The 26,016-nt window shown below is 57.2% G+C and carries 29 protein-coding genes; 11 read left to right on the forward strand and 18 right to left on the reverse strand.

The window, feature by feature from the left end; translation table 11 throughout:
* Positions 1 to 27: 27 nt before the first annotated feature.
* The 3 genes from mnmA to rluE are packed head-to-tail and all read right to left on the reverse strand — an operon-like array spanning position 28 to position 2,363.
* On the reverse strand, positions 28 to 1,140 hold the full coding sequence (mnmA, locus tag AC6I7A_RS07225) for a tRNA 2-thiouridine(34) synthase MnmA (RefSeq protein ID WP_111207917.1): 1,113 nt from the start codon (positions 1,138 to 1,140) through the stop codon (positions 28 to 30).
* A 42-nt stretch (positions 1,141 to 1,182) separates the two neighbouring features.
* Positions 1,183 to 1,656 (reverse strand): NUDIX domain-containing protein, encoded by a 474-nt coding sequence (locus AC6I7A_RS07230; RefSeq protein WP_058957487.1) that lies wholly within the window; start codon positions 1,654 to 1,656, stop codon positions 1,183 to 1,185.
* A 44-nt stretch (positions 1,657 to 1,700) separates the two neighbouring features.
* On the reverse strand, positions 1,701 to 2,363 hold the full coding sequence (gene rluE / locus AC6I7A_RS07235) for a 23S rRNA pseudouridine(2457) synthase RluE (protein ID WP_058957486.1): 663 nt from the start codon (positions 2,361 to 2,363) through the stop codon (positions 1,701 to 1,703).
* Positions 2,364 to 2,467: 104 nt separating this feature from the next.
* Between rluE and icd the strand changes: the two genes are divergently transcribed.
* From icd to AC6I7A_RS07250, 3 genes are all read left to right on the forward strand, one after another.
* Positions 2,468 to 3,718 (forward strand): NADP-dependent isocitrate dehydrogenase, encoded by a 1,251-nt coding sequence (gene icd / locus AC6I7A_RS07240; protein WP_009090813.1) that lies wholly within the window; start codon positions 2,468 to 2,470, stop codon positions 3,716 to 3,718.
* A 231-nt stretch (positions 3,719 to 3,949) separates the two neighbouring features.
* A complete protein-coding gene (locus AC6I7A_RS07245; protein WP_058957485.1) occupies positions 3,950 to 4,147 on the forward strand; it encodes a hypothetical protein in 198 nt (65 codons plus the stop codon).
* A 276-nt stretch (positions 4,148 to 4,423) separates the two neighbouring features.
* Entirely contained in the window at positions 4,424 to 5,500 is a 1,077-nt protein-coding gene (locus AC6I7A_RS07250; RefSeq protein WP_058957484.1) for a glycosyltransferase family 9 protein, read from the forward strand.
* Here AC6I7A_RS07250 and AC6I7A_RS07255 read toward each other — a convergent pair.
* From AC6I7A_RS07255 to AC6I7A_RS07285, 7 genes are all read right to left on the reverse strand, one after another.
* Positions 5,428 to 5,766 (reverse strand): DUF1493 family protein, encoded by a 339-nt coding sequence (locus AC6I7A_RS07255; protein ID WP_058957483.1) that lies wholly within the window; start codon positions 5,764 to 5,766, stop codon positions 5,428 to 5,430. The two genes, AC6I7A_RS07250 and AC6I7A_RS07255, sit on opposite strands and share 73 nt — an antisense overlap.
* The gene (locus tag AC6I7A_RS07260; protein ID WP_009090808.1) at positions 5,766 to 6,827 is read right to left on the reverse strand and encodes a glycosyltransferase family 9 protein; all 1,062 of its coding nucleotides are present in this window, start codon (positions 6,825 to 6,827) and stop codon (positions 5,766 to 5,768) included. Before AC6I7A_RS07260 ends, AC6I7A_RS07255 begins: the two co-directional genes overlap by 1 nt.
* Before the next feature lie 365 nt (positions 6,828 to 7,192).
* Entirely contained in the window at positions 7,193 to 7,363 is a 171-nt protein-coding gene (locus AC6I7A_RS07265; protein ID WP_009090806.1) for a YgdI/YgdR family lipoprotein, read from the reverse strand.
* Between the two features lie 166 nt (positions 7,364 to 7,529).
* Positions 7,530 to 7,778: an ElaB/YgaM/YqjD family protein gene (locus tag AC6I7A_RS07270; RefSeq protein ID WP_009090805.1), complete on the reverse strand. Its 249-nt coding sequence runs from the start codon at positions 7,776 to 7,778 to the stop codon at positions 7,530 to 7,532.
* 156 nt (positions 7,779 to 7,934) lie between these two features.
* Positions 7,935 to 8,945: a Ppx/GppA phosphatase family protein gene (locus AC6I7A_RS07275; protein ID WP_009090803.1), complete on the reverse strand. Its 1,011-nt coding sequence runs from the start codon at positions 8,943 to 8,945 to the stop codon at positions 7,935 to 7,937.
* 23 nt (positions 8,946 to 8,968) lie between these two features.
* On the reverse strand, positions 8,969 to 9,526 hold the full coding sequence (locus AC6I7A_RS07280; protein WP_046101621.1) for a hypothetical protein: 558 nt from the start codon (positions 9,524 to 9,526) through the stop codon (positions 8,969 to 8,971).
* A gap of 61 nt (positions 9,527 to 9,587) precedes the next feature.
* On the reverse strand, positions 9,588 to 9,917 hold the full coding sequence (locus AC6I7A_RS07285; RefSeq protein WP_009090800.1) for a hypothetical protein: 330 nt from the start codon (positions 9,915 to 9,917) through the stop codon (positions 9,588 to 9,590).
* A gap of 214 nt (positions 9,918 to 10,131) precedes the next feature.
* Here AC6I7A_RS07285 and AC6I7A_RS07290 point away from each other — a divergent pair, with 214 nt between their 5' ends.
* The 3 genes from AC6I7A_RS07290 (at position 10,132) to AC6I7A_RS07300 (ending at position 11,320) form a co-directional block, all read left to right on the forward strand.
* Entirely contained in the window at positions 10,132 to 10,311 is a 180-nt protein-coding gene (locus tag AC6I7A_RS07290) for a hypothetical protein (protein WP_009090798.1), read from the forward strand.
* Between the two features lie 190 nt (positions 10,312 to 10,501).
* The gene (locus AC6I7A_RS07295; RefSeq protein WP_058957482.1) at positions 10,502 to 10,885 is read left to right on the forward strand and encodes a hypothetical protein; all 384 of its coding nucleotides are present in this window, start codon (positions 10,502 to 10,504) and stop codon (positions 10,883 to 10,885) included.
* A 21-nt stretch (positions 10,886 to 10,906) separates the two neighbouring features.
* Positions 10,907 to 11,320: a GNAT family N-acetyltransferase gene (locus tag AC6I7A_RS07300; protein WP_058957481.1), complete on the forward strand. Its 414-nt coding sequence runs from the start codon at positions 10,907 to 10,909 to the stop codon at positions 11,318 to 11,320.
* Here AC6I7A_RS07300 and AC6I7A_RS07305 read toward each other — a convergent pair whose 3' ends face one another.
* Both AC6I7A_RS07305 and ldcA read right to left on the reverse strand, forming a co-directional pair.
* On the reverse strand, positions 11,321 to 11,983 hold the full coding sequence (locus tag AC6I7A_RS07305; RefSeq protein WP_058957480.1) for an MBL fold metallo-hydrolase: 663 nt from the start codon (positions 11,981 to 11,983) through the stop codon (positions 11,321 to 11,323).
* Between the two features lie 22 nt (positions 11,984 to 12,005).
* The gene (gene ldcA / locus AC6I7A_RS07310; protein ID WP_009090791.1) at positions 12,006 to 12,929 is read right to left on the reverse strand and encodes a muramoyltetrapeptide carboxypeptidase; all 924 of its coding nucleotides are present in this window, start codon (positions 12,927 to 12,929) and stop codon (positions 12,006 to 12,008) included.
* A 166-nt stretch (positions 12,930 to 13,095) separates the two neighbouring features.
* Here ldcA and emtA point away from each other — a divergent pair, with 166 nt between their 5' ends.
* Positions 13,096 to 13,725: a membrane-bound lytic murein transglycosylase EmtA gene (emtA, locus tag AC6I7A_RS07315; RefSeq protein ID WP_072215488.1), complete on the forward strand. Its 630-nt coding sequence runs from the start codon at positions 13,096 to 13,098 to the stop codon at positions 13,723 to 13,725.
* 36 nt (positions 13,726 to 13,761) lie between these two features.
* On the opposite strand, the gene AC6I7A_RS07320 is transcribed toward emtA, so the two are convergent.
* Positions 13,762 to 14,712: a sugar-binding transcriptional regulator gene (locus tag AC6I7A_RS07320; protein ID WP_046101627.1), complete on the reverse strand. Its 951-nt coding sequence runs from the start codon at positions 14,710 to 14,712 to the stop codon at positions 13,762 to 13,764.
* 398 nt (positions 14,713 to 15,110) lie between these two features.
* On the opposite strand from AC6I7A_RS07320, the gene AC6I7A_RS07325 reads away from it, so the two are divergent.
* The 3 genes from AC6I7A_RS07325 to AC6I7A_RS07335 are packed head-to-tail and all read left to right on the forward strand — an operon-like array spanning position 15,111 to position 18,368.
* Positions 15,111 to 15,941, forward strand: a complete 831-nt coding sequence (locus tag AC6I7A_RS07325) for a transketolase (RefSeq protein WP_009090788.1) — start codon at positions 15,111 to 15,113, stop codon at positions 15,939 to 15,941.
* Positions 15,934 to 16,878 carry a transketolase family protein gene (locus AC6I7A_RS07330; protein WP_009090787.1) on the forward strand — a complete coding sequence of 315 codons (945 nt, stop codon included), beginning with the start codon at positions 15,934 to 15,936 and terminating at the stop codon, positions 16,876 to 16,878. The genes AC6I7A_RS07325 and AC6I7A_RS07330 overlap by 8 nt, the downstream gene beginning before the upstream one ends.
* Positions 16,879 to 16,880: 2 nt before the next feature.
* Positions 16,881 to 18,368, forward strand: a complete 1,488-nt coding sequence (locus AC6I7A_RS07335) for an FGGY family carbohydrate kinase (protein WP_046101628.1) — start codon at positions 16,881 to 16,883, stop codon at positions 18,366 to 18,368.
* A gap of 65 nt (positions 18,369 to 18,433) precedes the next feature.
* Here the strand turns inward: AC6I7A_RS07335 and AC6I7A_RS07340 are convergent, their stop codons facing one another.
* Entirely contained in the window at positions 18,434 to 19,564 is a 1,131-nt protein-coding gene (locus tag AC6I7A_RS07340) for a mechanosensitive ion channel family protein (RefSeq protein WP_058958369.1), read from the reverse strand.
* A 96-nt stretch (positions 19,565 to 19,660) separates the two neighbouring features.
* Entirely contained in the window at positions 19,661 to 20,395 is a 735-nt protein-coding gene (locus tag AC6I7A_RS07345; protein ID WP_058958370.1) for a flagellar regulator YcgR PilZN domain-containing protein, read from the reverse strand.
* Positions 20,396 to 20,603: 208 nt separating this feature from the next.
* Between AC6I7A_RS07345 and AC6I7A_RS07350 the strand changes: the two genes are divergently transcribed.
* Entirely contained in the window at positions 20,604 to 20,852 is a 249-nt protein-coding gene (locus tag AC6I7A_RS07350; protein ID WP_009090782.1) for a GlsB/YeaQ/YmgE family stress response membrane protein, read from the forward strand.
* An 88-nt stretch (positions 20,853 to 20,940) separates the two neighbouring features.
* On the opposite strand, the gene AC6I7A_RS07355 is transcribed toward AC6I7A_RS07350, so the two are convergent.
* From AC6I7A_RS07355 to treA, 3 genes are all read right to left on the reverse strand, one after another.
* Positions 20,941 to 21,624, reverse strand: a complete 684-nt coding sequence (locus tag AC6I7A_RS07355) for a class I SAM-dependent methyltransferase (RefSeq protein ID WP_058958368.1) — start codon at positions 21,622 to 21,624, stop codon at positions 20,941 to 20,943.
* A gap of 261 nt (positions 21,625 to 21,885) precedes the next feature.
* Complete coding sequence (locus tag AC6I7A_RS07360; protein ID WP_058958367.1) at positions 21,886 to 23,985, reverse strand: TonB-dependent siderophore receptor; 2,100 nt, start codon at positions 23,983 to 23,985, stop codon at positions 21,886 to 21,888.
* A gap of 193 nt (positions 23,986 to 24,178) precedes the next feature.
* On the reverse strand, positions 24,179 to 25,864 hold the full coding sequence (gene treA, locus AC6I7A_RS07365) for an alpha,alpha-trehalase TreA (protein ID WP_058958366.1): 1,686 nt from the start codon (positions 25,862 to 25,864) through the stop codon (positions 24,179 to 24,181).
* Positions 25,865 to 26,016 lie beyond the last annotated feature (152 nt).

A 26,016-nucleotide genomic window follows, 5' to 3' on the forward strand; every position in this document is an offset into this window, starting at 1 on the left:
CGCGTCATCAATAGGGGCTGCGCCCGCTTACTCTGTCACGAAAGGCAGACGCTGTTCGATAATACCGCCACCGAGGCAGACATCGCCAAGATAAAAGACCGCAGACTGGCCGGGCGTCACCGCAGCAACCGGCTCATCGAAGCGCACTTCAATCCGATCGTCACCGTGAGGAATAATCTCACAGGGGATATCGGTCTGACGATAACGGGTTTTTACGGTGCAGCGAAGCGGGGCGGTGATCGGCTGACGATCGACCCAGTGCAGCTGCTGCGCAATCAGTCCCACAGACATCAGACGCGGATGATCGCCGCCCTGAGCGACAATCAGGCGGTTCCGCGCCACATCTTTGTCGACCACATACCAGGGATCATCTTTGCTCTCTTTCAGGCCACCGATACCCAGGCCTTTACGCTGTCCCAGGGTGTGGTACATCAGCCCCTGGTGCTCACCGACGATCTGACCGTCAGTGGTTTCAATCTCGCCTGGCTGGGCCGGCAGATAGCGTGCCAGGAAGTCGCGGAATTTACGCTCGCCGATAAAGCAGATGCCGGTCGAATCTTTCTTCTTCGCGGTGATCAGGTCCAGCTCTTCAGCGATGCGGCGCACTTCCGGCTTTTCCAGCTCGCCGACCGGGAACAGGCTCTGCGCAATCTGCTGGTGGCTCAGGGTGTAGAGGAAGTAGCTCTGATCTTTGTTGCCATCCAGGCCGCGCAGCAGCTGGCTCTGGCCAGCAACATCCTGACGGCGCACATAGTGACCGGTAGCGATGAAGTCAGCGCCGAGATCCTCAGCCGCGAACTCCAGGAACGCTTTGAATTTGATCTCTTTGTTACAGAGAATATCGGGGTTAGGGGTGCGGCCCGCTTTATACTCTTCGAGGAAATGCTCGAAGACGTTATCCCAGTATTCCGCGGCAAAGTTAACCTTGTGCAGCTTCATACCCAGCTTGTCGCACACCGCTTGCGCATCCGCCAGATCGTCCGCGGCGGTACAATACTCCTCGCCATCGTCCTCCTCCCAGTTCTTCATGAACAGGCCTTCAACCTGGTAACCCTGCTGCTGCAGTAACCAGGCGGAAACGGAAGAATCGACGCCGCCGGACATACCGACGATCACTTTTTTCTGGCTGTTGTCAGACATGACACGCTCGCATTACGATAAAAAAACAGGCGGCGCATTCTATCATGCAGAAGGCAGACGCGCACCCTCGTGAAACGGCCACCGGAACGGGCTGATCAGATGAAGCGGGTAGCGCGTGCCCTGTTGCCACAGGCGGACGCTTTCCGCCACCAGCGGCGAACGCAGGTTAGAAGCCGTGAGAATCTGCGCTGGCGGCAGCCACCAGCAGCAGTCGATGTCGCTGTCCTGCGGCTCCGTCACCACTTTTTCCGGCAGATCGACCCCAAACAGAAAACGCACAAAAGGCGTGGTGTCGGGGGCTATCCACTGGTTAATCGCAATGAAATAGTCCATCTGCGCCACGATGCCGGTCTCTTCATAGAGTTCACGCGCCGCGGCTTCATGCAGCGTTTCATCCGCTTCCAGATGGCCGGCTGGCTGGTTCCAGGTGGCGTGTCCGTTGATGGTCTCTTCCACCACCAGCAGTTCACCTTCTGCCTGAACCAGACAGGCGACCGTAACATGAGGTTTAAACATCCCTTCTCCGCAATTGTTAACCTGAGGTTATGAAAGTTCGGTTGTCAGACAGGGTCTGTGCCGATCTCGCGCCACGCTCCGGGGGCCAGATCGTCGAGGCTGTAGTGACCCATGGCATAGCGAATCAGGCGCAGGGTAGGAAAGCCGATGTGGGCGGTCATGCGGCGAACCTGACGATTACGCCCCTCATACAGCGTGACCTTCAGCCACTGCGTCGGAATGTTTTTACGCACGCGGATCGGCGGCTGGCGTGGCCAGAGCCATTCGGGTTCATCGACTTTTTCCACGCCAGCGGGCAGGGTCGGACCATCTTTCAGATTAACCCCATCCCGCAACGGCTGCAGATCCGCCTCCTGTGGCGCGCCTTCGACCTGCACATAATAGATTTTGCCGGTGCGTTTGCCGGGCTGAGTCAGCGCGGCCTGCAGGGCGCCGTCGTTGGTCAGCACCATCAGGCCTTCACTGTCACGATCGAGGCGGCCTGCGGCATAGACCCCGGCAACAGTAACAAAATCCTTCAGGGTGCGGCGGCCCGCTTCATCCGTAAACTGCGGCAGAACGTCGAAGGGTTTGTTAAAGAGAATCACGCGGCGCGGGGCCGCAGGGCGGGCAGGCGTACGTCGCGCATCACGCGCCGGACGGCTGAATCGTTTATCCTGGTGAATTCGTTGAGAAGTTTTTCGCATGGGCTTTGCAGTCAGAAACATTCGGCGCATTATAACGTGAAATTGCGGTGATTGGCGTGGCGGAAATATTCAAGTAGTATTGACGCGCATCTTACAAATCATTAACAAACGCCCAGGAGAGGTTAATGGAAAGCAAAGTAGTTGTTCCGGCGGAAGGTCAAAAAATCACCCTGAATCAGGGCAAGCTGACAGTACCAAACAATCCGATCATTCCTTACATCGAGGGTGACGGTATCGGTGTTGATGTTTCCCCGGTCATGCTGAAAGTGGTCGACGCGGCGGTGAAGAAAGCCTACAACGGCGAGCGTAAAATCTCCTGGATGGAGATTTACACCGGTGAGAAGTCAGTCGAACTCTACGGCCAGGACGTCTGGCTGCCTCAGGAAACCCTCGATTTAATCAAAGAATATCGCGTTGCGATCAAAGGTCCACTGACCACTCCGGTCGGCGGCGGTATTCGTTCACTGAACGTGGCCCTGCGTCAGGAGCTTGACCTCTACGTCTGCCTGCGTCCGGTTCGTTACTACAAAGGCACGCCAAGCCCGGTTAAACGTCCTGAAGAGACCGACATGGTGATCTTCCGTGAAAACTCCGAAGATATCTATGCGGGTATCGAGTGGAAAGCGGGCTCTGCCGAAGCGGACAAAGTGATCAAGTTCCTGCGCGAAGAGATGGGCGTGAAGAAAATCCGCTTCCCTGAGCAGTGCGGTATCGGCGTTAAGCCATGCTCCGAAGAGGGAACCAAGCGTCTGGTGCGTGCGGCAGTGGAATACACCATCACCAACGATCGTGATTCACTGACCCTGGTTCACAAAGGCAATATCATGAAGTTCACCGAAGGCTCTTTCAAAGACTGGGGATACCAGTTAGTGAAAGAAGAGTTCGGCGGCGAGCTGATCGACGGCGGCCCGTGGATGAAGTTCAAAAACCCGAACACCGGCAAAGAGATCATCGTTAAAGATGTGATCGCGGATGCGTTCCTGCAGCAGATCCTGCTGCGTCCGGCTGAATATGACGTTATCGCCTGTATGAACCTGAACGGTGACTACATCTCTGACGCCCTGGCGGCTCAGGTGGGGGGTATCGGTATCGCACCAGGCGCCAACATCGGTGACGAGTGTGCGCTGTTTGAAGCCACGCACGGCACTGCGCCGAAGTATGCAGGCCAGGATAAAGTGAACCCAGGTTCCGTAATCCTGTCGGCAGAGATGATGCTGCGCCACCTGGAGTGGTTCGAAGCGGCTGACCTGATTGTTAAAGGTGTTGAAGGCGCTATCGCTAACAAGACCGTGACTTACGATTTCGAACGCCTGATGGATGGCGCTAAACTGCTGAAATGTTCAGAGTTTGGTGACGCTATCATCGAAAATATGTAATGTCTGATGCGGCCGGCACAGGGTCATGTTCTGTGCCGGCTTTTTTGTGCCCGCGTTCCACGCTTTTCTTTTTCTCCGTCTCACCTGACCCTTCAGTGACATCATCGCGTTTTAATATTTCTGCAAATCGGATTGTCTGATGCCACCGCAAAAAAAGGCAGCGCCCCTGCATCGGCCATTCTTCAGCGTCTGAATCCCGTTACTGTAAACACTCATTCATAAGGAGGATTTATGGACGCTAAATATACCAAAGACGCGATTTATATCTGTCGCCTGATGTTCGGTCAGGCTGTGCTGGAATTACTGGCGGATAATCAGGCCGTCACGAACCGCGCCCTGGAGGAGAAAATCAAGCGGATGTTACCCGATGCCCAGCCTGGGCTGATTTATCGGGTCGCCCTTGAGCTGTTAAACGACAGGCTCCATTAATCCCGTCCTGAAAACTGCGTGCCCGGCATACTCTGTGCCGGGCCGAATGATCCTGACGCTCTCCCTGCCGGAAGCCGGCTAACTGCCCAAACCCGTTAAGCGTATTCATCCGCTCTGCCCGGCCTCATGTTTTAACAATATGGCAACTGTTGAACCAATCTGACACTTCGCTGACTAATCAGCTGACTGTACCGTTACGTTAGCATTCCACGAGCGTTAACGGGGACGTCTTATTTTTAGCCAGCCAGCACAGACTGTGCGCAGAGGATGTCAGACATGCGGGTTTTAATTATTTGCAGGGATAATATTGGCGACACGTTACTGACCACGCCGCTCATCAGTGCGCTGGCGCAGTCGGGACAGTATCAGGTCGATGTACTGACGAACAACTACGCCGCCCCTGTGCTGGCGCACAACCCCGATATCCGGCAGCTCTTCTTTTACACCAAACTGCATCACCGGGAGTCAGGGCAGGGAAGAGTGACCTGCCTGTTGCAGCGGCTGAAGCTGATGCTGACCCTGAAAAAGCAACGCTATGAGGTGGTGATACTGGCGAAAAGCCGCTGGGATCAGCATGGCCTGAAATGGGTAAAGAGCCTGCGTCCGGCAAGAGTCATCGCCCTGGGAGATCAGTCGCATCCCCTGATTACCGACCTGCTGCCACCGCCCGAACAGTCGCCGTGCCATATCAGCGAAACGCTGTTCAGCCTGGGACGCCCCTTCAATCTCCGTGAAAACAGACCGGGCAGACTGACGCTGCGGCCTGACGCCGCCCTTGCCGCCAGCCTGCGCGACACTTACGCAATTGATAGCGGCCTCCCGGTGTATGCGCTGCAAATCAGCGCCCGTAAGCCGAGCCAGCAGTGGGAAGCGACACGTTTTGCCGGACTGGCTGAGAAGATTGCCGCTCACCATCCCTGCCAGATCATGCTGCTGTGGTCACCCGGCAGTCGCGATAATCCGCGTCATCCGGGTGATGATGAAAAAGCCGCAGACATCATGGCGCTCTGTCCGCACCTGCCGATCAGAGCGGTCTCAACAACCAGCCTGCCGCAACTGATCGCGGCGATGTCGTTATGTCAGGGGCTCGTGAGCAGTGATGGCGGGGCGATGCACATCGGTGCGGCGCTGGGATTGCCGGTGGTGGCGCTGTTCGGCGACAGCGACCCGGCGTGCTGGCATCCCTGGCAGGTGAATTATCAGGTGCTGCAGCCCGCGTCACGGAATGTTAACGCGCTGAACAGCTGTGAAGTCTATGACGCCGTTGTCCATACCCTGATTCAGTCATCCTCTTCAGGCCAGCATCCCCGGCTGGCCGCCTCAGACAGCATCGCGACGGTGACAGGGCGGTAAGCCGGTTCAGCGCCGGCTTTGAATCCGGGAGTGAAAGCAAAGCGTCGCCGTTGCGCTGCCGGAAAATAGCGGGCCTCATCATAATGGTCGGCACTGACGTTAAACGTGAGAAAAAAGTCGCTCATCAGCAGCGCAAATTCCACCTCATTCAGCGGAAGCTGTTGCAGGTAAAAACCCGGCCGGTCCACTCTGCGGAACCAGCCCAGAGGGGTCGGCTGATTATGATATTCAATCAGCGTAATAATGGCGGTAGATAAGCGGTTCATTATCCCACCAGTTGCGCCACGGCCTGCTCAACCTCTTCCGCCTTAATCGACGCCATGGGATGCTGCGTCGCCGTCTTATCCGGACGGTGAATGATAATGTGGCGATCGCTGTCCTGACAGGGGCCGGTATAGCGCGGGTTAGCGGTGGAGAAGAGGCTGACGGTCGGGGTCTGCGCCGCCACGGCGATGTGCAGCGGGCCGGTGTCGCCGGTGACCAGCAGATCCAGCGAGCGGATCAGGGTAATCAGGCCACTGAGATTTGTTTTGCCCGCCATGGGCGTCACATTTTTCCGGCAGTGCGGCGGCAGGCTGGCGATAAACGCCTGCTCAAGCGGTTGCTCAGCCGCTGTACCGGTCACAACGATTTCACTGTCAGGCCAGCGCGCAAGCAGGGCGGTGGCCAGCTGACTGAACGACTCCAGCGGCCAGCGGCGGATATCTTTCGATGCTCCCAGCTGAAACCCGATGCGGCGATGCGACGCGTTTGCAGTAGCACTGCTATTCAGCTCTGGCAGATGCATCCGGGTCTGCTGCGTCTCTGCGCCCAGTGCTTCAATTAATTTCAGCTTACGCTTGATGGTGTGGTCGTCGAAATAACCCGAATAGTGGTCGAGATATTTATTCAGTACCGGCGATTCGCTGCCGTAATGGTCGCGTAAAATAGCCTGACTGCCGGTCAGTACCGAGCTCATAATATCATAGGGGAAATGCGCGTGTAATATGACGGACAGTTCTGGTTTATGGCGACGCAGTTTGAAAAATAACGGCAGAAAATTTGCCAGTTTGTTATCCCAGATATAAATCTTATCGAACCAGGGATAGCGGCTGACGAGATCCTTATTTTTCAGGCTGGAGACCAGAATAAATTTACTGGCAGGAAAGCGTTTTTTCAGGCTCCAGATAGCGGGCGTATTCATCAGGAAATCGCCCAGCGCGGTGGTGGAATAGATGACCACGGTCTCCGGGTTCAGCTGCTGCAGGGCCTGCGGTTGTCTTCTGCCGGAAAATCGAGAATAAAGCGTTAAAAGGCGGTCTATCAGATAAATCTTTTTTTTCTTCACGTCTCAATTCTCTTTCACGTATCAATTATATTAAACAAAAAATCATTATGCGTGATTAGAGAATAGTTTCAGCGAGAAAGTTCATTACGGAAATGTTTTTTTAAACGCTGTAGAGGATCTGTTTAAATTGTTTCCACAATTTCTGTGTTGTTTATTCAGGGTGTATTTACAGGATTGCGTAAAGAGAGTAGGGGTTTATTGAAAAGGACCGGGATGAATCTTAAAAAATTATTTTATTTTGCATGTGATGTTAATTGCAGTAATAACTAATAGCAGGATAACAATGAGTGACATTATTTTATGCGCGCTATCGGTTAATGCCGCGCACTAAAAACAGACCCCGGCGTCAGAGCCGGGGCCGGGAATCAGGACTGAGGCTGACCCACCGGGCCGGAGCCGAGCGTACCGCCTGGTGAGGACTGACCGCTTGGGGCATGAGGGCGTCCATCTTCTTTAATCGCGCTGCTCTGGTGTGAGCAGCCCGCCAGAGAGGTCAGCGTCGCTGCAACGAGCAGCAGGGCAGGAATCGTTTTCATAAGGTCACCTTGATGTTGTCAGAAAAAGGGAAGCTCACTTAATCATAGTGACTGACCGCGATCTGGCCTGAAAAGGGTTATTTTTCAGATGTTTCTCAGCGGCACGTCGCTGTGAGCGAAAAAAAACGGAAGCCACCGGCTTCCGTTCTGCTGACGTTCTGCAGGATTACTTGCGGCCCAGCAGAAAGCCGAGGACAACACCGACGCCTGCCGCAACAGCCAGACCGGCAACAGGATTAGACTGAACCTGATCCTTGATGCAGTCAGCAGCATCGCGTGCAGCGTAGCTTGCCTGGTTGGCATAACGGCGCGCGGCGCCTTTAGCCTGATGCTCAGAAGAGCCGGTTGCTGCGCCCCATTGTTCCTGAACTGCGCCAGCGGCTTCTTTTACTTTATCTTCGATTTTTCCTGACATCTGTTGCTCCTTGGTTTTAAGTGAGACACTCAAAGCGTAGCAAAGATAGTGAATCCTGCTCCGTCAGAGGCAAATCAGAGGCTAAAAAATTATGTCCGGCTGTTAATGGCGCGGTGTCAGCGGCTCAGCCGGAGGCGAAGCAGGGCAGAGACAGGGCTATTGCAACAGCACGCCCTGGAGCAGACTGGCCTCCACGATCGTCACCTCGTTGATTTTCAGCGCCTCCATATAGCCTTCAACCAGCAACAGATTGCTGACGTCCGTGGCGCGATAGTCGCCAGACAGTTCACTGTCACCCTTCCAGACCTGCTGCTGAGAGAGCTGGCGCAATGCTGCCAGGGTGTAGTGATGGGGTCTGCCCGGTAACTGATTGCGGATGGAGAACCCGTGCACACCACCAATACCGATGACCCGGCGACCCGCTACATCCTGTTTGATCTGCGGGCTGACCTCGTTAGTGGCATAAAACTGCACGAAGCGCAGCACAGACTGCCGCCAGGAGCCAATCGGGTTGGGTGACGGGGCATCCGGGCTGTTCTTCAGCACGCGCAGGATAAAGTTTTTCAGCGTCACGGAAGCCAGCTTTCCCTGATAGATATCGGCCACCGGCTGACCGGCCTGCTGTCGCCAGGCGGTCATCTGCATCGATCCGCCGCCAATATCCCAGACCAGCAACTGCTCATCACGGATCGCGGGATCGTTCAGCGCGGCTCTGGCGGAGAGGAAGCCGAGCTTCGCCTCCTGCTGCTGTGAGATCAGGCTGATTTGAGCCCCGGTCTGCCGCTGCAGATCGTCAATGACCGCCTGGCCATTGCGGGCGTTGCGAAACACGGCGGTCGCCACGCCGCTGATGCGCTGAGGATGAAAGCGCTGAGCATGGGCCAGAAGCTGCTGCAGCGCCGCGGCACCCTGGCGGGCGATCGCCGGCGTGAGCTGATTGTCGGGAGCATGTGCCAGCGCATCGTTCCAGGCGACGGCGCGCTGATCCTGATAGAGCACTTTTTCAATGCGCGACTGGCAGACATTGACGCGGGCCACCGCGATTTTGGTGGTGCCGGAACCGATATCAAGACCGGCGCGAATTTGCTGGCAGCGATCGGCCAGGGCAGACGTGGCGAAAAAGAGCGAACAGAAGAGGGTAACAGCAGACAGTGCAGCAGAACGCATAGCGACTCCGGATGCCAGGGGGATCAGCGTGAGCGGGCCGTGACGCAGGCCGGATAAACGCTCACCAGAAAATGACGCAGGTGATCGAAACACCATTCGGCGTCGTCAGCCTGCGGACAATAGAACTGAACGGTGATCTTTTCATAGTCGCGCTGACGCTGGCGCAGAGGCGACCAGCTCCAGTCGAGCACCGAGCGGGCATAATTTACCAGCGTTTCCGCAGGCAGGTTATGCTGCTTCTCCTGCCCGGCCAGGTAGCGGATGAAATGCGCTTCCAGCGCCAGTGCCTCGTCGTGACCGTGCTGCGGCAGATCGGGACGAAAGGCCACATCAATAAAGCCGCAGACCGCATCGGCCTGCTGCTGCCAGTCGCAGGCAAGCGTCATAAACAGCCCCTCCTGCAGATTGACCTCTTCGACCAGACGGCGCAGGTTTTCTGAGCGGTTCAGGACCGCAATCTCCTCCAGCCGGCTGGTTTCCAGCGTTAAATCAATACCGCACGGATTGACAGAGCCATCCGCGTTGCGGGTGGCCGGAAAGGGGAAGTCGATATAACCGTTGTTATCCAGACGCTTTTCCATCGGGGAAACCTGCTGCTTGACGTTTCCTGACAATAAACCATCTGGAAGCAGGATTCACCCCTTACGGACAGGTCCAGGTGATCTGGGTATCCTGGTAGGGATTGATCAGCCGGAACTGCTTATCAGAGAGGCGCTGCGCATAGTAGCCTTCCCGCGTCACGGCGGAGGGGACATATTTAAAGCGATCCAGCGACTGCAGCGGCCCACTCTCCACGCTGACGTCATCCCGGGTCACGGTGAAGGCGCTGACCAGATCAAAAATCCGTCCCTGCGTTTGCCCCATCGGCTGACCATAAATTGTCGAAACCTCACCCGGACAGTCGACCCCTTTCGGGCCAGATGAACATCCAGTCAGTATGGTGATGAGGATAAAAATGCTGAGTCGCATCATGATTTTCTACCTGCTTCAATCCCTGGGCGTGTCGTGGCGTGGCGTCTCTTCTGCCAGGCCATCATTTTGTTAATCATAGCAGTTTCCGCTGCGCTTCCTGTTTGCGATTTGTTTAATCGTTAAGCAACAGGAATGTAAAAGGGTGACTTTGCTTATCAATAAACGGTATTCTTGGCTCCTTTGCGCACCACTTAGGCAAATCCAGGGATAAATGATGAAAGAAGAAGAAGCCAGTCTAATGATTATTCGCCACGCGATTGACCAGTTAGATGCCGATAAGAAGCAACAGGTCGTTGCCTGCTCCGAGCGTATTCGCGCAGCGATGCAGGCGTATGACAGCGAGAATGCCGGGCTGGCGCTGATGCTGGTGGCCGCAGAGGTTGCCGCCGAATAACCGTTATCCGGTCAGTATGCGTCGCCGACAGGCTGACCGGATTACTTTATCTTTTCTCAACTTTCCGCTTTTTCTCACCCCGATTCTATCTTTTCGTGGTCTTGTTCCCGACGCGCCCGTGCCTCATCAGGGGGCAGGGATATGTTAAGCTATTCATTCCTGTAGAAATCCTCTTCAGTGGAGACACAGCATGAAGGCAGCATTGATTGCTCTGGGCCTGATGGCCTGCCACGTCGCGCCCGCATGGAGCGAAACTGAATTTCAGCTCACCTGTCCCGGTCGGGCGACCATGACCATTTCACGCGCCGAATATGGATTATCCACCCTGATGTGGCCTCCCGGACACTTCCAGATTGCCGCAGGCCAGCAGCGTACCCATCTGGAGGCGGGCGACAAAGTGGCGATTACCCGCTTTCGCAATGGCGATCAGCTGATTGTGAATCAGCGCACCCAGGCGACCTTCTTTGTTTATCGCGGTAGCGATAAACTGCTGCCCTGCAGCCGCAGTGAAAAACGCGATGTGGATGCGCTGACGCTGGAGCGCTACGACGACAGAGTGCGCTCTGACACCTGATACCTGACACCGGAAGCCACGATGAAACCTGAAATTACCGACACGGTTACCGCACAGGATCTGGATGAGGTCAGACTGGGTCTGACCGCCTTCAACCGTAAGTTTATTAATGTGGATGAGATCCGCTCGATTGGCGTCTTCATCCGTGATGAGCAGGGCAAAAAGCTGGCGGGTCTGACCGGGTCAACGGCCGGAAACTGGCTGCGGATTGATATGCTGTGGGTCAGTGAGGCGCTGCGCGGGCAGGGGGCGGGCAGCGCGCTGATTCAGGCCGCCGAGCAGGAGGCGCGTGATCGCGGCTGCCGCTTTGCCCAGGTGGATACCGCCAGTTTTCAGGCGCGACCGTTTTATGAAAAGCTTGGCTATACGCTGCGTTTCAGCCTGGATAACTATCCACGCCACCACCAGCGCCACTATCTGACGAAAACGCTGTAATCAGAACAGCGGCTGCTGACGCAGATCGAGCGGGTGCTGCTCAGCTTCATCGATCGCCGCCAGCCAGCTCTGCAGGGTGACCTTTTTCCACGAGAGATGTCCGCGCGTGGTGCTCATCAGCACCACGTCGGGACGCAGCGAACGGTACAATTCCAGCGTCTGACTCAGCTCTGCGGGATTACTGTCCGGCACCAGCACGGTGATCCAGTTGTCGTGCGACCGCGTCACCGTATCCCCGACAAACAGATAGGTCAGCCCCAGCGGCGACGTATAGAGGTAACTGCTGCTGCCCGGCGTGTGCCCCGGCGTCGGCAGCAGATGAAAATCCCCGAAGTGCGTTTCCTGCTGCGAAAAGGTGTCATCAGGCTCCGCGAAGCGGCTGATGGGGCCCAGCGACCGGCTATGGCAGTAAAGTGCGCTGCTGAAGCGCTGCTGGATCACCGCCGCCCCCGGCGCAGACTCGTGCCAGTGGGTCAGATAGTGGCGGATCACGCCACCGCTATCGGCCAGCACTTCATGATCGAGCGGATTTTCTACGCGGCCAATCAGCAGATTGCCGCGAGGGTGACGCAGCATAAAGCCATGCATCATCAGGTCATTAACGGCATCTTCCACCGGAAATTCCGGGGTTGAGATCCACAAATCGTCATACAACGGCTTCAATGTCGATCTCCTGAAACGTTCTTTATTCCCGCAGAACGGGATGCCCGCTTGCCTGTAAACTGGCCTGGCCCTGACGGACCGCTAATCGTGCGCTGGCCCCCAGTGGCAGGGTCACGGTGTCAGCCGCGTGACCAAAATCCAGACCGCTGATCACCGGCAGGCCGGTGGTTTCACGCACCCGCTGCCAGACGGTGCTGAAGTCAAACCCGTTGTCATACTCTGTCAGTGCGGTGCTGGTAAAGCTGCCGGTGACCAGCGCCCGCTGGCGCGCCAGAATGCCGCTCTGCTGCAGCTGAATCAGCATACGTTCTATGCGGAACGGATGTTCATTCACATCCTCAATAACCAGAATGCCGTTTTCAATCTGTGGCATCCACGGCGTGCCAGTCAGCGAGCAGAGCATCGCCAGATTACCGCCCCACAGCGTCCCCTGCCACTCACCCTCATCAGGCGTTTCGCTCTGCCATGCCACGTCTACTGTAGGTGATGTCAGAGCCTGCCAGAAGTGATGCAGGGTAAATTCAGATAAGGTCGCGGCACCGAAGTTGCCGGCCAGCATCGGCCCGCTGAAGGTGATTAAGCCGACCTGCGCCAGCAGCGCCAGCTGAATGGCAGTGAAATCACTGTGCCCGCACAGCGCCAGCGGCTGATTCAGCAGGCGACGCTGCAGGCCGACATAGTCGATCGATTCCAGTAACCGGCTGGCACCATAACCGCCACGCACCGCCAGCACCACATCGGGCAGCGTGCTGAGTGTGGCAAGCTGGTTAATATCCGCCAGCCGTTCGGCGTCTGTCCCGGCGAAGCGCTGAAAACGCCGGGTAATGATCTGCTCATTCTCTACCCGATGGCCCGCCTCGCGCAGTCGCGCAATGCCGCACAGCGCCGCAGGCTGATTGTGACAGTAACCGGAGGGGGAGATAAGACGAACTGAACGTGAAATCATCATACTTTCCTGCTGTTAGCGCCCTTGACCTGAGGCGATGATGACGAAATACACCCCTGAAGTCACGACACGGGCCGCTTTTTCGTGCATTTAGGATAAACGGTAATTTTGCTCTCAGGCTGTCTGGGTATGATAGCATTCGCCACTACCGCTATGAGACGAAAAATTGCTGAAAATCCGACACCTTATACTCTCAGCGTTACTCCTGACCGGCTGTGCCAGCGAGCCACCGCACCACGCAGTGAAACAGCGTAATACGCCTCTCACTCAGGCACCGCCTTCCAGCGTTAACAGCGCATGGTCAATGTTTACCGAAGATGCCGCCAGTCATTATGGCGTTGATGAGAAGCTTATCAGCGCCATTATCAGTGTCGAGTCGGGGGGAAATCCTGGCGTGGTGAGCCGTTCGAATGCGGTGGGCCTGATGCAGATCAAAGCCTCGACCGCCGGGCGTGAAGTCTACCGGACGCAGGGTCGCCGCGGTCAGCCATCGAATGCCGAACTGCGAGATCCGGCTAAAAATATCGATATCGGCACCGCCTATATCCGCATCCTGCAGGATTCCGCTCTGTCAGGGATTCGCGATCCGCTGACGCTGCGTTATGCCACCATCGTCTCCTATGCCAATGGTGCCGGTGCGCTGCTGCGAACCTTCTCCCGCGACCGCGATCGTGCCATTGCGATGATCAATGCGATGTCGCCGGATGAGTTTTACCAGCATGTTCAGAACAAACATCCGGCGGCGCAGGCTCCGCGCTATCTGTGGAAGGTTACCACCGCCTACCGCACGATCTGACCGGAAAGCGCCCCGGCATGGCAGCGGGCGCACTCCTTACGGCGCGAGCAGCAGCCGCGCCGTCGGATAATCGACGATCAGCACTTTAATGTAGCCGCCCAGCAGCGCCGCACGAATCGCCGGCGCTTTCTCGCGTCCGCCTGCCAGTCCCACTACCTGCGGGCACTGCTTAACCTGCGCCAGCTCCATGCCGATCACCGGATCTTCTTCCGGCTGCAGCACCGGCTGCCCGCAGGCATCGAAGTAGTGCAGGCAGATATCCCCCACGGCACCGCGTGCCGCCAGGGTCTGCAGCATTTCACCATCGTAGTAGTTGCCCGAATTGCGCAACAGGGCTGACGGCTCAAGGTCGCCAATACCGACAATCGCCAGATCGACCTGCTCAAACTGATCCAGTACCTCCGCCACCTCCGCGTTGGCTGACAGCCGCTGGCGATCGCTGACCGAATGTTCGATTGACTGTGACGGCAGCAGCCAGGCGGGGCAGTTCAGCAGCGCCGCCAGATTCTGCGTCAGAATGGTGGCCTGCACATTGCCGTTAGCGCCAACCCCGCCCAGCAGCTGAATAACCCCTTTGCAGGCGATGTTGAGCGGATGCAGCGCATCGACCATCGCCCGGATGGTGCCGCTCCAGGAGGAGATGCCAATCAGTTCATCGTTGCGCAGGCGGGTTTCGAGATAGTGCGCTGCCGCCGATCCAATCGCCTGTTTGATCTGCAGCGGAGAAGCCTGGTCCGGCACATCAACCACAATCGCCTGGGGCAGGTGGTAGGTCTGCTCAATCGCTTTTTCCAGCTCAGGATAGACATTGGCCGGCGGCACAACGCTGATTTTGACCACGCCCTCTTTTACGCTGCGATTAAGGATGCGTGAGACAAAGGACTGCGACAGGGACAGCGACTGCGCGATCTCCGACTGCTTCAGCCCCTCGATATAGTACAGGGTGGCGATCTTCACCATCAGTCGCTGTTCATCCTGTTTGGCCATCAGTTTTCCCTCTCAGAGTCTGCCCGGTATTGTTAACCAGGATTATCAAAATCACAACGCAGGCGAATTTGTGATCGTTTTCGCTTTTTGACGATCGCCTGTTGGACGATGCCTCAGCAGAGGCGCATAGTCATTATGCATATAAAATCGTCATTGAATATATATTCATTGAAATTCGTGAGCAGGCCCTTTTGTCCCTATCGTGCCGGTTGTCAGGCTGTAGGGATCATGGGGGGATGGAGATAGCCGTCAGGTGATGAACCGATCTGACACGCTGTTTAACGACGCATTTATACAGGATGACAGGCGGCCGATTCCGGACCGGATACGTTAACGGTTAATTTTTTTACCCATCGTGAATATATATTCACGGTCGATTTAAAATTCAGAGGCAGAACATGAACCCTTTCAATCTTTCAGTCGATGAGCTTGAACGCCGGGCGCGGGCGATACGCCGCCGCATTATCCAGCTTAACGCGGGCAGTCCGGCAGGCGGGCACACCGGTGCTGACCTGTCGCAGGTCGAGATCCTGACCGCGCTCTACTTCCGTATTCTGAACTGCGCACCGGATCGCACAGAGGATAACGATCGCGACATCTACATTCAGTCCAAAGGGCATGCGGTAGGGGGCTACTACTGCGTACTGGCGGAAGCGGGCTATTTCCCGACCGAGTGGCTTACCACCTATCAGCACGCTGACTCTCCTCTGCCGGGCCACCCGGTGCGCCAGAAGACACCGGGCGTGGAGCTGAACACCGGTGCGCTGGGGCACGGCCTGCCGGTGGCGGTAGGCATCGCCCTCGCGGCGAAAAAAGATCGCAGCTCCCGCCGCATCTTTGTCGTGACCGGTGACGGCGAACTGGCGGAAGGGAGCAACTGGGAGGCCGCTCTGGTGGCGGCGCACTATGGGCTCGACAATCTGATCATCATCAATGACAAGAACAAACTGCAACTGGCGGGCGCCACCCGGGACATCATGAACACGGACCCGCTGCCGGAAAAATGGCGCGCTTTCGGGCTGGAGGTCAGTGAATGTAACGGCAATGCGATGGCGGCGGTCGTCAGCACCCTTGAAAACCTGCCGCAGAACGGCAAGCCGCAGGTGGTTGTGGCGCATACCGAGAAAGGTTTTGGCGTCTCCTTTATTCAGAGCAAGGCGGAGTGGCATCACCGGGTGCCGAAAGGCGAAGAGATCGCGCTGGCACTGGAGGAACTGAAAGATGAGTAATGCACAACACCTGGCAAACGTCATGGTTACGGCCTTTATCGACGCGGTGAATCGCGGCGTCGATCTGGTACCGGTGGTCGCGGACTCCACCTCCACCGCCAAAATCGCGCCTTTTATCAAGGCGTTTCCCGACCGGCTGATTAACGTCGGCATCGCGGAGCAGACGCTGGTGGGAACGGCAGCAGGCCTGGCGCTGGGCGGCAAAATCGCCGTGACCTGCAACGCCGCGCCATTTCTGGTTTCACGCGCCAATGAGCAGGTAAAAGTCGACGTCTGCTACAACAACACCAACGTCAAACTGTTCGGGCTGAATGCCGGTGCCAGTTATGGCCCGTTAGCCAGCACCCATCACAGCATTGACGATATCGCCGTGATGCGCGGCTTTGGCAACATCGAGATCTATGCACCGTCCTGTCCGCTGGAGTGTCGTCAGATTATTGATTACGCCCTGGAGCACGTCGGCCCGGTCTATATCCGCCTTGATGGCAAAGATCTGCCGCAGCTGCATGATGACACCTACCGCTTCAGACCGGGTGCGATCGACCTGTTGCGCGAAGGCCGCGACATCGCCCTGGTGGCGATGGGATCCACAGTTCATGAGGTGGTTCACGCCGCTGCGCAACTGGCTGAGCAGGGTATTTCAGCGGGCGTGATCGCGGTTCCATCGATTCGACCCTGTGATACCCAACAGCTGCGCAACCTGTTAAATCACTATCCGGCGGTCGTGACCGTGGAGGAGCATAACGTCAATGGCGGTGTCGGCAGCCTGGTCGCGGAAGTGCTGGCAGAAGGCGGCTGCAGTATTCCGCTGGTCCGGCTCGGTATTGCTGATGGGGAGTATGCGATTGCCGGCGATCGGGCCGCCACGCGTGCCCGTCATGGCATTGACGCCAGCAGCGTGGTGAAGAGTGCAGCGCGCATCTGCGCAGGAGTGTGAACATGGCGGGACCTCTGATTCTGGCAATCGATGAAGGCACGACCAATGCCAAGGCGATAGCGGTTGATCGTGCCGGGCGGGTGGTGGCGCGTGGCAGCCAGAGTTTAACCCTGCACCATCCCCAGCCGGGGCTGGCTGAGCAGGACCCGATGGCAATCTGGCAGGCGGTGAGAGAGGCGATCACCCGGTGTCTGGCGGCATGCGGGGGTGCGCCTGTCGCCGCCGTCGCGATCAGTAATCAGCGGGAATCGGTGCTGATCTGGCAGCGGCGCGACGGGCAGCCACTGACGCCGCTGGTAAGCTGGCAGGATCGCCGTTCTGAGTCGTTCTGTCGCGATCTGCACCAGGCAGGCAAAGCCCCCCGGATCAGCGGCCTGACCGGGCTGGCCGTCGATCCGATGTTTCCGGCGGCGAAGCTGACCGGGATGCTGGCTGCCATCCCCGATGGCGCGGCACGGGCCGCAGCCGGCGAGCTCTGCATCGGCACGGTTGATTGCTGGCTCAGCTGGCAGCTCAGCGCGGGCGAATGCTTTGTGACCGATCATGCTAATGCCGCCCGTACGCAGCTCTACAGCCTGCACCTGAACGACTGGGACGACGAGCTGCTGACGCTGTTTCAGTTGCCGCGAGCCGCGCTGCCGCGCATCATCGCCTCCGCCAGTGAGCAGGGTGTGGTGGCGGTGAACACCATTCCCGGCTTAGCGCCGGGCACCCCCATTCTGGCGCGCATCGGCGATTCGCATGCCGCCCTGCAGGCGCAGCGACGCGGAGACGCTGAAGTCGTAAAAGCCACCTACGGCACCGGCTCCTCCCTGATGATGTCCATGGCGACGCCGTTACTGACCGAAAATGGCCTCAGCACTACCGTGGCCTGGCACGACGGTACGCTGCGTTATGCCTTTGAAGGCAATATTACCCACACCGGCTCAGGCGCGGCCTGGCTGGGTAAGCTGCTCGGCGTGCAGGACCCACGAGAACTGACCGCGCTGGCGCAGGGCTGCGATGACAATCAGGGCATCTACTTCGTCCCGGCGCTCTCAGGACTGGGCGCGCCCTGGTGGGATTTACAGGCGCGCGGCATGGTGTGTGGATTGACGGATGCCGCCACCCCCGCGGTGCTGGCGCGGGTGGCGCTGGAGTCGATCGTCTGGCAAATCGCCGATGTCTTTTTTGCGATGGAGCAGGCGAGCGGTCAGCAGCTTCCGGCGCTGTGTGTGGATGGCAGCGCCACGGAAAACAGCTGGCTGATGCAGCTACAGGCCGATGTGTTACAGCGCCCGCTCTACCGGGTGCCCACCGCCGAAGTCTCCGCCCTGGGCGCAGCGTTGCTGGCCGGCAAAGTGCTGGGATGGTGGCAGCAGGGCAGTGATATGCAGGCGCTGCAGGGGGGCAGCGTTATCCTGCCCCGTGACGCGCGCGCGCACGCTATGCAGGAAAACTACAAAGGCTGGCTCGACGCTGTTGCCCGCTGCCGTTTTCAGCCGCGTTAAGCGCGATCCGGCGCAGCGGCGTGACGGATTGCCTGGCCTGAAACCCCCTGAGGCCAGGCAACACTTCAGCGCGCCATTTGACGTACCTCGCCCTTATCATTCTCCACGGCAACCAGATCCACCGGCGGCAGATTGCCGCCGCTGAACTCGACCTGACGGATCGGGAAGGCGAAGCGAATATTGCGCGCTTCCAAGGCCGCCATCAGCTGCAGGTTAATCTCCTGCTGAATATCCATATATTTGTTGTAATCCGCATCCAGCACGTAATAGACCACTTCAAACGTCAGCTTCGAATCCTCAAACGCCAGGAAGTGGGCGCGGTCAAAACGCGTGGTCTCCACACCCTCGATGATCGCTTTCACCAGCGAGCTAATCTCCCGAACCTGCTCCGACGGGGTGGCGTAGCTGATGCCAAACTTAAAGACGATGCGGCGCTGCTGCATACGCTTGTAGTTGTGAATGGTCTGCTGCAACAGAATGGTGTTTGAGCAGACGATTTGCTCTCCGCTCAGGCTGCGCAGCCGGGTCGTTTTCAGGCCGATATGCTCGATGGAACCGGCAATGTCGCCAAAGACAATAAAATCGCCATGCTCAAAAGGCTTATCAAAACCAATCGCCAGTGACGCAAACACATCGCTCAGCACGGTCTGAATGGCCAGTGCAATGGCGATACCGCCGACCCCGAGGCTGGCGACCAGTGCGGTAATATTGATACCCATGTTCGACAGAATGGCGAGGAACATCATGATCCAGACCACGACCCGCAGCAGAATCCCGAGGATCACCGTGGTCACAGGATTACGCACGTGCAGCGGATCGCGCATCAGGCTCTTCAGCCACAGCCGGATGCCGCTGTCGATCCACAGGGCAAGTTGCACAATCAGCGCCAGGAACCAGCCGTGGGCAATGGTGGCGCTCCATGAGGCGGGCAGATCGACAAATTTCAGGGCGATCAGCAGCGAAAAGATCAGCAGCAGGGTCTGGCTGGTGCTTCGCAGGATCTCCACCAGGATCGCAGTGACACGAACGTGGCGGTGTTCGCTGTAAAGGGCAATCCGGTTGGAGATAAAGCGAATCAGGGTGCGCAACACCCAGTAGATCACCAGGGTGGCGACCACCACGATGGCGCTGTTGAGCCAGAATGTCTGGTTAAAAAAGAGGGAGTGAAAATGACGTGATGAGAGCCAGTTTTCCATTGGGGAAGGTCTCCTTGCTGGGTTCCGGTTTAAAAGAAATCAAGCAGGAAGCATAGCCTGGATGCGGCCCTCTGGGGGCACGCATCCGGAAAGGGGTTACTGGAATCGGGTCGATTTATCGCGCGCCAGTCGCTCAAGGGAGAAGATAATCTGCTGAAGCTGCCGCTCCTGCGTCGGAGTCAGCGTGGCAAACCGGAAGCTGAGACGGGGCGTGACGCGGGTTTCATTTTTATGCGTCACGACAGTGCGTTCGCCGATGTGCAGCAGCTTAACCGGCACCTCGAAATGACCATACTCACCCAGCTCCACGCGAAACTGATTGAAACTGTCGCCATTCTGCAATCCTTCCGGCAGCGCCTCGTCCACCAGCACACCGATCCCGCCCAGCGACAGATCCTGCAGGCGCAGACGCGTTTTCCGGCCATCCGGCCACACGGTATGGCACCAGAACTCCGGCGCCAGCGGGGCAGTGACCCGGAAAAATTCCCGTCGCTGAATCTGCCACACCAGCTCGGGCAGCGGCGCGCTGAAGGCGGGCAGGCCGTCAAAATCGACCTTCTCCAGCGAGGCGAGACTGAACTCAACCTTTGCGCCGTAGGTTTCCGCCGTGATGCTGAGATCGTCGCTGGTCAGGGCGTAGTCGTTATCCAGATTATTACTGCCGAGGTCAAACAGCAGGCGGTCTGCATCGGCAGCCAGCATCCGGCTGATAAACTGCCCGCGCGGGAAACGCACCAGTAATGGTGTCTGCAGTCGCAGCAGATCTTTCATTACGCCCAGAACCGCCAGCGTGCCACGTTTTAAATATTGTTCCTGGTCGGCTTCTTTCACATCCTGCTCCACAAGGGGTTTTATTATTTTTACGTTCTGACTACCTCATTACGGTTATCGGCGCAGCGGAAAAAAGCTTTAGCCAGGGTACGCCGAAAAAATCGTGAGGGCAGGCAGGCACTTTCCGAAAAGCTCGCTATACTTAGCGCAGTAAACCGCTTGATTAATCAGGCGTTCACGATGTAATCAAAAAAGGAAGGAGCAACAGATGGGTATTATTTCCTGGATCGTCTTTGGCTTGATCGCGGGTATTCTGGCGAAGTGGATTATGCCGGGTAAAGACGGTGGCGGTTTCATTCTGACGGTGGTGCTTGGTATTATCGGTGCTGTGGTCGGGGGCTGGATCAGTACGCTGTTTGGCTTCGGCCGCGTCGATGGGTTTAACTTCGGAAGCTTTGTGGTCGCAGTGATCGGTGCCATCGTGGTGCTGTTTATCTACCGCAAGGTACGCAGTTGACCGTAACGGTTTAAACAAAAAAGGGGACGAAGTGATTCGTCCCCTTTTTTATGACTCAGACCGGATCGCTTTTTAATGCCCTTGCCCATCATGCTGTGAGCCTCTTTTGCTGCGAACAGACTATCGTAGCGTGATCCCACCATGCATTTTCATTAACGCTGACTGCCTCCACCGTGAAATGCGCACTCTCGACTTCACGCCGTAAATCAGGGAGCGGCTTCAGGGTCCGCCAGGGCTTGCCGGCTTTCCATAAATGGTGGCTGCAGGGATCATAGGCAGCAATGTCTGCTGAATGACGAGGTGTGCCGCACATCGAACCGATCACAAATCGTCCCTCCGGGCTGAGCAGCCTTCTTACCTCGGCAAAGAAGCGCTGCCGATCATCGTCGATCAGGCAGTGTAAGCAGCTACCGTCAATAATGAGCTCAAATGTTGACGCCTGACAGCGATCGATATGACAGACATTGCCGACAAGAAATGTCGCGGTAAGCCCGGCTTGCTGAAAACGCTTTTCTGCCCACTCTATCGCGGTCTCTGACCAGTCTACTCCCCAGACTGAATACCCCTGCTCAGCGAGAGACTGTGCGGCCATGGCGCCATTACCGCATCCCATCTCCAGTACCGGCGCGCCAGGCTCCGGTAAATAGTGGTGAGTACGGAGCCACTGAAAGATTTCTTCCTGCTGTTTTTTGGCTCTGAGATAACCTTCTCCTGCCCAGGCCACCGCGCCGTTTGCCAGGAGCTGCCTGTAATGTTGTTCATAGGGGTTCATGTCAGAGACTCCTTTTTAACGCCGGACCCTCTGTTTATACGTCAGGGTCGCCTGCGTGTCATCGCACCATTTCGGTCATAGTTCTATCTGTGAGCGAAGCGGCAGAAAAAAGGCCGGGCGGATTTCAGGAACGTTCGGGAGGGAAAGGTCTGCAGGCAGAGAAAGATAATTCTGAGCGGATTTGAAGAGGCTGAAAAAGGCGGGTTATCAGAGGAGAAAACCCTCCGGGCTGGCCGGAGGGTTGCATCACGGAGGCTCTTATCAGAAGTCGTAACCGACGGTCGCCATCACGCTGCGTTCAGCGCCACGGTAGCAGTAGCCGGTGCCGTAACAGGCGGCCACATAGGTGCGATCGGTCAGGTTATTCGCGTTAACCTGCACCCAGGCCCCTTTCAGGCTGTTGTTCCAGGCGCCGAGATCGGCGCGAACGGAGGCATCAAACAGCGTGACCGACGGCAGACGGGTAGTGTTCTCGTTGTCCGCCCACTGCTTGCCGATGTAGCGCACGCCTGCGCCGGCACTCAGACCATAATCAAACTGATAGTGGCCCCAGAGAGACGCCATGCTGTTTGGCGCCACGTAAGGCGTGTGCCCATCATTACCATCTACCGAATCTTTGTAGCGCAGATGATTCAGGGTATAGCTCGCCACCGTGCTCAGGCGTGAGGTGAGCTGATTACGCGCCTCCAGCTCAAGACCCTGGGAATGGACTTTGCCCGATGGCGTATAGGTCGCCGTCAGCACGTCGCGGTTCGCCACATCTTTCTGCGTCAGATCATAAATCGCAGCGGTATAGAGATCGCGTGTGCCAACCGGCTGATATTTCACCCCGGCCTCATACTGTTCTGAGGTGGTCGGTTTCAGCAGATTGTTGTTGCGGTCGGTGAGGGCGGTGGGCGTAATCGCCTGGCTCCAGCTGACATAGGGTGAGATGCCGTTATCGAAGGCATAGAGCAGGGCAGCGCGCCCGCTGATGTGATCATCCTGACGGCGATCGCTGCCGCTGTTATTGGCGACGATGCGATCGTACCGGCCAGAGAGATCCAGATGCCAGCGATCCAGCTTCATCTCATCCTGCAGATAGAGGCCGGTCTGGTAGTAGCGACGGGTTTTATCCGCCCAGGTATAGGCTGGCATGTCACCGACCTGCTCGCCGGTCAGGGCATTCAGCTGTGAAGCCGAGCCGCCTGCCGCGGAGATCTCATTTTTGTAGCGGTGATATTCAGCACCCAGCGTCACGCGATGCTCCAGTTCACCGGTGGCAAACTCCGCCTGTAAACGGTTATCGGTAGCCCATGCCGACAGCGAAGAGCGCTCACCTGAATAGTAGCGGTTCAGCAGATCGGGATTATTTTTATCCCAGCCAATCTGATAGACCTGATCGAGATCGACATTTGAGTGGCTGTAGCTACCGGTTGAGGAGAAGGACCAGACGTCATTAAAGCGATGGGCGAAGTCGAAGCTGTAGATCTGCTCGCGGCGTTTGAACTGATCGAGGTCACTGTTGCCCTCATAGAATCCCTTGCTCAGCTTATAGCCGTTGTGTTCAGTGATGCTGCCGTCACCCGGGACGGAGCCGTGATAGCCGCCAGAGGGATCTTTCTGCAGATAGGCTTTCAGGATCAGATGGGTATCTTCATCCGGCTGCCACATCAGCTGCGGCATCAGCGCATATTTCTCTTCGCGGGTGTGATCGTACTGGGTATCGCTGTTGCGGGTTACGCCGGTCAGACGGTACGCCCACTGGTCGTTGATGGCGTTGGTGTAGTCGAACATCGTGCCGGTGGTGGCATTGCTTCCCGCCTGCAGCTGAATGTGACCCTCTTCCGCGAACTGAGGACGCTTAGTGACCAGGTTTACCAGCCCGCCAGGCACCGTCTGGCCGTAAAGGGCCGAAGAGGGACCTTTGATCACGTCGACGCGTTCAAGGAAGGCGTTATCCACCTGCAGAATGTTGAAACTGCCGCCGTCACTCATCAGCCGCATGCCGTCGAGGAAGGTGTTATCGACATCGCCGCCGTGGAAGCCGCGCAGCGCGATGGTGTCGTAACGGGTGGCGGCACCGCCAAAGTTAGTAAAGACACCGGAGCTGTAGCCCAGCGCCTGATTCAGGGTCAGTGCCCCCTGGTCCTGGATCTGCTGACGGGTCACAACCGAAATTGACTGCGGCGTGGTCACCAGCGGCCGATCGCTTTTGGTTGCGCCCTGGCTGGTAGTCGCCAGATAGCCTTGGGTGGGAGAGGTCGCATCTTCCTGCGGCTGCGCAGTCACGACCATATCGGCAGCGTAACTCAGGGCAGGCGCGGCCAGCACCAGAGTGCAGAGGGGAACATAACCTTTCAGCGGCAATGACAGTTTCATCGAAATTCCTTTCTTAACAAAGGTTCAGGCAGGTGTTATCAATTTATTGATAGGTAATCTCATTATCATAATGAGAATTATTACCTTTTGTAAAAACGCTGCAATTTTGCCTGTGGATGAGAGAACGTCAAGTAAAATTCGCTGAAGTGAGGAAAGAATACCTCCGGCCAGGCCAGAGGTATTCAGAGACTAATCAGGGCTGAGAGGCTGACGCCTGAGGAATATCGTGGGCGCTGTTACAGGTTTTATCTTTCGGGCAGTACTTATCCAGCAGTTTCAGCGTCACGCCGTTTGTCCAGCCGAAGCCATCCTGCAGCGGGTACTCACCGCCGCCGCCGCCACCGAGATTTTTGCCTTCAACGACATATTTCTCGACCAGCTTATGCTCACGGTCATAGGTGCTCTGGACATTTTGCAGGAAGCGTAATCCCACCTTTTTAGCCAGTTCTGGCTGGTTGTAATGTTCCAGTCCTTCGACTGCAACCCACTGCAGCGGTGCCCAGCCGTTAGGGGCGTCCCACTGCTGACCGTTGTTCACGGTGGTCGTGACCAGCCCGCCTGGCTTCAGCAGCTGTTTCTCTACCGCGCTGGCGGTACTTTCCGCCTGCTTATCGCTGGCGACCTGCAGATAGAGCGGGAACAGTGTGGCCGCGGTCAGCTGCGGATGAACCTGCTTTTTCTGCCAGTCATAGTCGGCATACCAGTTCTGCTTACTGTCCCACAGATAGCGGTTAATCGCCGCCTGGCGCTTCTCTGCGCGATCGGCATACTGCTTCGCCAGATCGCTCTGTTTATTCATCTGATACCCTTTAGAGAGCGTCTGCTCCAGATGGAACAGCAGGCTGTTGAGGTCAACCGGGGCCAGCTGTGTCGTGCGGATGGTGGAGAGATTATGCGCATCGGTAAACCAGCGTGAACTGAAATCCCATCCCGATGCTGCCCCGGAGCGCAGCTCGCGGTAGAGTTCCGCTTTATTGCGCTGCGGCGCTTTCTGCGCGGTGGCGATATCATCCATCCAGGATTCGGTGCGCGGCACGTCACGGGCATCCCAGTAGCGGTTAAGCAGCGTGCCATCCGCCAGCTTAATCACCCGCTTGCTGGCCGCGCCCGCCGCCACTTTGTCGCTATCCGCCATCCAGTAGTCATACTCTTTCTGCAGTTCAGGCAGGTAGTGACTGTACGCTTTGCCCTGGTCATGCGTTGCCAGCAGATCGACCATCAGGCTGAAGAATGGCGGCTGCGAGCGGCTCAGATAGTAGCTGCGGTTGCCGTTGGGAATGTGACCGTAGCGGTCAAGCAGCGAGGCGAAGTTATCCACCATATCCTGCACTTTATCCCAGTGTCCGCTCTCGGCGAGCCCCAGCATGGTGAAGTAGCTGTCCCAGTAATAAATCTCGCGGAAGCGACCACCCGGCACCACATAGGGCTTGGGAAGCGGCAGCAGCGAGTCATATTGTCCGGCGCTGCTGGTGGTGCGCGTCAGCACCGGCCACAGGCCATCAATGTGGTCACGCAGGTTTTGCCCGGCTGGCGGCACATATTTGTCGCCAGCGGCGGGCAGGGTAAAGTTGGCATCAACAAAACGCTTCAGATCGAAATTGCGCTGTTTCTTCTGCATCTGCCAGTCGGCAAGTATCGACGCGGGATCAAATTTCGGCACGGCATCGGCAAAGGTTTTCTGGTCCGGGTAGAACTTCGCCTGTTGCACGGCATTAAACAGCGGCCCCAGACGAACGTCTGGCGGCTGCGGCTGATTATCCAGCATGCGGCTGTGATCGTCGGCATGAGCAGTGAAGGCGGGTACGCTCAGCAGCAGAGTGAGCAGAAAGGGCGCATAACGCTGACGCCGTGGGGCGGCGTTTACCTCAATTTTTGTCATCGGTTTTTCTCCTTGTCCGAAATGCGGCCGCGCGTAACGCATTGACCACAGGACCAACTTTAGACCGTATCCTGACACTTCACCCTGAAGCGAGCCGGAAATGTGAAGCCACGGGAATTATTTTTAGGGTAAAAAGCCCTGCCCGACGCGGG

The sequence above is a fragment of the Type-F symbiont of Plautia stali genome (genome assembly GCF_059731105.1).